Genomic DNA, 6,121 nt, shown 5'->3' with positions numbered 1-6,121 from the left:
CGGCCAGTTCCATATACTTGCGGTCGATCAGCACCGAAATCTTGATCTCGCTGGTTGAGATGACCTTGATGTTGATGTTTTCGTCGGCAAGTGCCCGGAACATGCGCGCGGCCACGCCCGCATGCGACCGCATCCCGATCCCCACGACCGAGACCTTGGCCACGTCGGCATCCACCGCCAAGTCGTCATAGGCGATCTTGCCGTTCTCGCGGGCCTTTTCCATCGCCTTGCGGGCGCGGTCCACCTGGTTGACGGGGACCGAGAAGGTCATGTCGGTCACGGCGCCCGGATGATCCTCGTAATCGCGTTCCGAGATGTTCTGGACGATCATGTCCACGTTGACGCCCGCCTCGGCCAAGGGCTCGAAGATGGCGGCCGAGATGCCGGGGCGGTCCTCGACCGTGACCAGCGTGATCTTGGCCTCGTCGCGGGAATAGGCGACGCCGGCAACGACCTTGGATTCCATGATCTCATCCTCAGCACAGACCAGCGTGCCGCTGGTTTCGTCGGTATCATCGAAGGAAGACAGCACCCGCAGGCGCACGTTGAAGCGCATTGCCAGTTCGACGGAACGCGTCTGCAGCACCTTGGCGCCCAGCGAGGCCAGTTCCAGCATCTCCTCGAAGGCGATGCGGTCCAGCTTGCGGGCCTTGTCGCTGATGCGGGGGTCGGTCGTGTAGACGCCGTCCACGTCGGTGTAGATGTCGCAGCGGTCCGCCCCGAAGGCGGCGGCGAAGGCCACGGCGGTGGTGTCGGACCCGCCGCGCCCCAGCGTGGTGATCCGCCCGTCCGGCCCGATCCCCTGGAAGCCCGCGACGACCGCGACCTTCATCCCTTCGGCGAATTTCTGGTCCACGTTCTCGCGCGGTATCGACAGGAAGCGCGCCGCGCCGTGCTGGGCGGTGGTGTTGATCGGCACCTGCCAGCCCTGCCAGCTTCGCGCCGGCACGCCCATTTCCTGCAGCCTCAGCGCCATCAGCCCGGCGGTCACATTCTCTCCGCTCGCGACCACGGCGTCGTATTCCCGCGCGTCGTAAAGCCGCGAGGTGCCCTCGACCCAGCCCACGAGTTCGTTGGTCTTGCCCGACATGGCGCTGACGATGACGATGACGTCGTAGCCGCGTTCGACCTCGCGCTGGACCTTACGGGCCGCATTCGCGATGCGGTCGAGGTCAGCCACCGAGGTGCCGCCGAATTTCATCACCAGAAGCGGCATCCAGACAAGCCCCCCAGTCGCAGGTTTCGAACGGCAGGCTCTTAGGGCCGCGCCCGCGCAAGGGCAAGTGCGGCATCCTTGCAACTGGATGGCAAGCCGATGTTTTTGAGGGTTTTCTGCTTAAACGAGCAATGCTATGTTTTTTTCACTTTAAACGGGCATCACGCCCGACGATTCGACCGCATCTGCGGTTCGCAGTCTGAAAGCAAGCATGATCCGGCCACCTGGCTGGAACGGCATTCATTCAGCCTCGTCGATCGTCGGACCTTGCCCCTGATGCACAGGCGATACGTCGCCTGCTCGCCATTTCCATGCGGGACTGCCCGCGAAACGCAGCTTCGGGGGCTCATCTGCCCAATGTCACATTCCGCGAAGCGCCGGGCTGAACAACAATCGCGTAGGGCAGATGCCCTTGCAAGAGATGGCTCATCGAACGGACTGAAGTGATATCAAGAAAAGGAGTTCTTAATGCCGACGACGTGGAACGCAATATCCCTCGGGACTCCGCAGGCCGCAGCAGGCGGGACGATTTTTATCGATCCGACGGAGGGAAACACGACAGCCGAGGGGGCGAACCTACTCGTCGGACGAACCTTCGGCAGTGCCGGATCGCCACTTCATCGCGAGATTTACGCTGTAACTGCCGAGAGCAGTGGCGGGATTCGTGGTGGGCTCGCCCAAAACAACAGCATTGCCAACGACGTGTTCCGCGTCGACCTCAACAAGGACGGCGTTGCCGAGGAACTGACCTTTGACGCAGTCACGCGCTACAATGCGACCGTCTCGTTCCATGATGGCACGACCAGGAACGTAGAGCTGCGTCTGTTTCAGGCAACAAATGGTCAACTGTTTCTTGCCGCGCCGTCGAATGACCTGCCGGACTTGCAAGAAACGATGCGTTCCGATGCAGTGGTTTCATTCAGGATCAACTCTATCTTCAGCGCTGGCACTGGCACCAACGTAGGCGGCCTGCCCAGCGGCGCAACGACAGATGGCCTTGCCATTGACCGTTCCGCCAACGCCTTTGTCGACGGGCGGGTCGAAGGCACGGCAGGCGCCGATTCGATTGGTGCCGCTTATACAGGCGATCCCGAATCCGACAGGATCGACAACAACGACGCGACCGCGGGGTATGGCCGGAACAACACGAACGACGACCTTGTGCAGGGGTTTGCCGGCAACGACACGATCCTGTCGGGCGAGGGCAACGACACCGTCTATGCGGGCACCGGCGACGACGTCGTCAATGGCGGCAATGGCGATGACCTGATCTATGGTTATGGCAACGACAGCCAGACCGCGAACGCCAGCGAGGCGGGCGCCGACAATCTGGATGGCGGTGCCGGGAACGACTCGCTTTATGGCGGTGCGGGCACCGATACGCTGACCGGCGGCACGGGGCGCGACTCGCTTGATGGCGGGGCCGACAATGATTCGCTTTACGGCGACGATGCCGCAGGCACCGGCCTTGGCGGCATCGACACCATCTTCGGCGGCGGTGGCGACGACCTGATCGTGGGCGGCGCGGCGGGCGACAGCCTGAACGGCGGCACGGGCAACGACAACATCTACGGCGACGATACCCTTGGCACCAGTTCGCTGGGCGGGGCGGACAGCATCGATGCAGGCACGGGCGACGACTTTGTCATCGCAGGGGTCGGGGATGATACCGTCATCGGCGGGCTGGGCGCCGACGCCATCTACGGCAATGCCGGAAACGACACGATCTACGGCGACGACAGCTTGGGCGCTGACAGCCTCGGCGGCGCGGACCGCCTGTTCGGCGGCGAGGGCAACGATTCGATCCTCGGCGGCTTCGGCGACGACTCGCTGGACGGGGGCAGCGGCAACGACATCCTGCAGGGCGGCGCGGGCGCCGATACGCTGCTGGGCGGCGAAGGCGACGACCTGCTGGAAGGCGGCGACGGCAATGACTCGCTGGTCGGTGACGCAGGGACGGACCGCCTGTTCGGCGGCGCGGGAGCGGACCGGCTGGAAGGCGGCGACGGAAACGACACGCTGGACGGCGGCGCGGGCAGCAACACGCTGGTGGGCGGGGGCGGTCAGGACAGCTTCATCGCCCGCGACGGAGACACGATCCTCGACTTCTACACGGGCGATCTGGCGGGCGAGCGCGACACCATCGACCTGAGCGCCTTCTACAACGAAGACACCCTTGCCCTGTGGAACGCAGCCAATCCGACCCGCACCTTCAAGAACCCGGTGGAGTGGATGCGGGCCGACCAGGCCGACGACAGCCGACTGAACATGCTGACCGGGCAGAACGGCCTGCCGACGCTGAACATGTCGCTGCAATATAACGGCGCGGCCGTCGCGGCGAACACGCTGGCCGACGGCAACACCTCGGTTCTCTGCTTCAGCGCCGATGCGCTGATCGAGACGCCCGAGGGCGCCGTGCCCGCGGGCGATCTTGGGGTCGGGATGCTGGTCACGACAAGGGACGCAGGCCCCCAGCCGATCCGCTGGATCGGGCGCCGCCGCCTGACCGCCGCCGAGCTTGAGGCCGCGCCGAACCTGAGCCCGATCCGCATCCGCGCGGGCGCGCTGGGCCGCGGCACGCCCAAGGCCGACCTGGTGGTGTCGCCGCAGCACCGGGTGCTGGTCCGCTCGAAACTGGCGCAGCGGCTGTTCGGCGCGCCCGAGGTCCTGGTCGCGGCCAAGCAGTTGCTGCTGGTCGAGGGCATCGACGTGGCCGAGGATCTGGCGGGCGTGGATTACGTCCACTTCCTGTTCGACGACCATCAGGTGGTCTGGTCGAACGGCGCGGAAACGGAATCACTGCATCCGGGGCGCAATGCGCTGAACATGGCGGGCGAGGCCGGGCGCGAGGAGATCTTCGCGATCTTCCCCGAACTGCGGGACGAAAGCGTCAGCTATCCCGCCGCCCGCGTGATGGCGTCGGGCCGCATGGGGCGCAAGCTGGCGATGCGGCATGTCCAGAACAACAAGCCGCTGGTGTCCTGAAGGACATCGGCATGACACGGGAAAGACCGGCTTCCCGCCGGTCTTTTTCATTGCCGAAGGCGTCTCAGCTCAGCTTGCGGGTGACGCGGAAGGGCAGCGGCGCAACCGGGACGCCGTCTTCCAGCAGCTTGCGCGCATCCTCCAGCCGCGCCTCTCCGTGGATCGAGCGGTGCGGGATCTCGCCGTCATGCATCTGCCGCGCGGTTGCCGCGAAGCTCTCGCCGACATAGTCGGAGTTTTCCTCGACATGCCGGCGCAGCGTCGTCATCGCCGCCTCGAGCGCCGAGCCGGGCTGGTCGAGCGGCCGCACGCCCGTCTCGTCGCGCGAGGGCACCGCCGGGGCCATCGGCGCCTTTCCGACCGTGGCGCTGCCGCAGATGGAACAGGTCACCTGCCCTTCCGCGTTCAGCCTGTCGAAGCCCGCGGCCGAGCGGAACCAGCCGTCGAAATCGTGCCCCTTGTCGCAGCGCAGTGCATAACGGATCATGCGGATCAACCCTCCAAGGCGCTGAATATAGGCATTCCCCGAAGGCGGCGGAAGGCGGATCAGGGGGGCGGCGCAAGCGCCAGCAGCCGGGCGACAAGGGGGGCCGGATCGGGCGCGGCGGCGTCCAGCGCCTGCCGCGCCGCCTGCCCCATTGCATGACGACGCGGGGGATCGGACAGGATCGCGGCCAACTCGCCCCCCAGCGTCTCTGCCCGGACCTGCCGGGCCGCCCCCTGCGCGCCCAGCAGCGCATAATCGGCGCTGAAATTCGCGACATGCGGCCCGTGCAGCAGCGCGCAGCGCCAGGCGGCGGGCTCCCACGGGGTATGGCCGCCGCGGTCGGACAGGGAACCGCCGGTCAGGCAGGTGCCCGCCGCCCTGTAGGCGTCTGCCATGACGCCCAGCCGGTCGACCAGCAGAACCGGCGGCTCGCCCGCCTCGGCGATGCTGCGGTCGCCCAGGCGCGCGACCTCGAAGCCCTGCGCGGCGATCAGGCGGGCCACCTCGTCCGCGCGGCGGGGGTGGCGGGGGGCGAGGATCAGCCGCAGCCCCGGAAAGCGTTTCCGCAGCGCCGCATGGGCGGCAAGGACCGGCGCTTCCTCGCCCTCGTGGGTCGAGGCGGCGAGCCAGACGCGGTCCCGTCGGGGCGCGTCCTCAGGCGGCCGGATCGCGGCGGGGCCGAGCAGCTTGAGGTTCAGCCGGGGCGCGATCGCTCCTTCCGGCAGGCCGAGCGCGCGCAGCCGCGCCTCGGTCCCCTTATCCTGCGCCGACATGAGGTCCAGCCCCTGTAGCACCGGGCCGATGAGACCGCGCGCCCTGCCCCAGCGCCGGGCCGAGCGTTCCGACATCCGCGCCCCGATCACCGCCTGCGCGATGCCGCGGCGGCGCGCAAAGGCGGCGCGGTTGGGCCAGATCTCGTTCTCGACCGTCAGCATCAGCGCGGGCCGGGCGGCGTCGAGGAAGCGGGCGACGGCCCCCGGCACGTCCAAGGGGGCCAGCCGCGCGGGCAGACCCCAGCCCTGCGCCACGGCGCGGCCGGTCTCGGTATTCGCCGTCACCAGCAGCGGGCGTTCGGCGGCCAGGGCCGCGATTACCGCACGGGCCGAATTAAATTCGCCGACGCTCGCGCCATGGACCCAGATGCCGCCCTCGACCGAGGCGGGCGGGGCATCCAGCACCAGCCGCTCGCGCAAGGCCGCGCCCGCCAGCGGGGCCGCGCCGCGCAGCGCCGCTCCGGCAAGGGTGGTGGCGGCGCGGTAGATCATGAAGGACACCTCGTGGAACGGGCGCAGGCCAGCCGGCGCGCGGGGAATGCAGACCGCTCAGGCGGTCTCGCCGTCGATCAGCACCATGAGACGGCCGCGAGAGCAACGCTCGACCCGCGCCTCGACGCCATAGACCTCGGCCAGCATGGCGGGAGTGACGACCTCGGC

4 protein-coding genes are annotated in these 6,121 nt (G+C 67.7%); 1 reads left to right on the top strand and 3 read right to left on the bottom strand.

Going from position 1 to position 6,121, the window contains the following annotated elements:
• Positions 1-1,216 (bottom strand): aspartate kinase (locus Q4F04_RS14315; RefSeq protein WP_303370480.1); only part of this gene is annotated, 1,216 nt, incomplete at its 3' end.
• 894 nt (positions 1,217-2,110) lie between these two features.
• On the opposite strand from Q4F04_RS14315, the gene Q4F04_RS14310 reads away from it, so the two are divergent.
• Entirely contained in the window at positions 2,111-4,201 is a 2,091-nt protein-coding gene (locus Q4F04_RS14310) for a Hint domain-containing protein (RefSeq protein ID WP_303370479.1), read from the top strand.
• Positions 4,202-4,265: 64 nt separating this feature from the next.
• Here Q4F04_RS14310 and Q4F04_RS14305 read toward each other — a convergent pair whose 3' ends face one another.
• Positions 4,266-4,688 (bottom strand): DUF1178 family protein, encoded by a 423-nt coding sequence (locus Q4F04_RS14305; protein ID WP_303370478.1) that lies wholly within the window; start codon positions 4,686-4,688, stop codon positions 4,266-4,268.
• Positions 4,689-4,747: 59 nt separating this feature from the next.
• Entirely contained in the window at positions 4,748-5,953 is a 1,206-nt protein-coding gene (locus Q4F04_RS14300; protein ID WP_303370477.1) for a 3-deoxy-D-manno-octulosonic acid transferase, read from the bottom strand.
• Between the last annotated feature and the right edge of the window lie 168 nt (positions 5,954-6,121).

The organism is Paracoccus sp. (in: a-proteobacteria), assembly GCF_030536915.1.
GTDB lineage: Bacteria > Pseudomonadota > Alphaproteobacteria > Rhodobacterales > Rhodobacteraceae > Paracoccus.
Note: the sequence above shows the minus strand (reverse complement) of the source record. Positions and strands in the feature narration are given on the sequence as shown.

What these genes read in the sequence shown, in the direction of transcription:
- Q4F04_RS14310 (WP_303370479.1), top strand. Translation starts at nt 2,111, where the DNA reads ATGCGTTCCGATGCAGTGGTTTCATTCAGGATCAACTCTATCTTCAGC.
- Q4F04_RS14300 (WP_303370477.1), bottom strand. Translation starts at nt 5,953, where the DNA reads ATGATCTACCGCGCCGCCACCACCCTTGCCGGAGCGGCGCTGCGCGGC.
- Q4F04_RS14305 (WP_303370478.1), bottom strand. Translation starts at nt 4,688, where the DNA reads ATGATCCGTTATGCACTGCGCTGCGACAAGGGGCACGATTTCGACGGC.